Here is a 243-nt window from a genome sequence, read left to right on the forward strand (position 1 = left end):
CGATGGTCTTGTTCTCGTCGAAGTAGTCTTCCAGCAGGCGCTGGTAGAACTGCTTGCGGTAGAGGATGTCCAGGCCCAGGGTGGGTTCGTCGAGCACCAGCAGGCGCGCGTCGATGGCCATCACCAGCGCCAGGTGCAACTGCACGATCATGCCCTTGGACATTTCGCGCACGCGCAGGTCCGGCTTGAGCTGGGTGCCGTGCAGGAAGCGCTCGCATTTGGCCCGGTCGAAGCGCGGATGCA

The 243-nt window shown here is 63.4% G+C and carries 1 protein-coding gene; it reads right to left on the bottom strand.

All coding sequences use genetic code 11. The features are described 5' to 3' along the window. A partial coding sequence (locus HKX41_13045; GenBank protein NNC25060.1) for an ABC transporter ATP-binding protein occupies positions 1-243 on the bottom strand: 243 nt, incomplete at both ends.

This window comes from Salifodinibacter halophilus (genome assembly GCA_012999515.1).
In the GTDB taxonomy this organism is placed as follows: Bacteria; Pseudomonadota; Gammaproteobacteria; order Nevskiales; family Salinisphaeraceae; genus Salifodinibacter; species Salifodinibacter halophilus.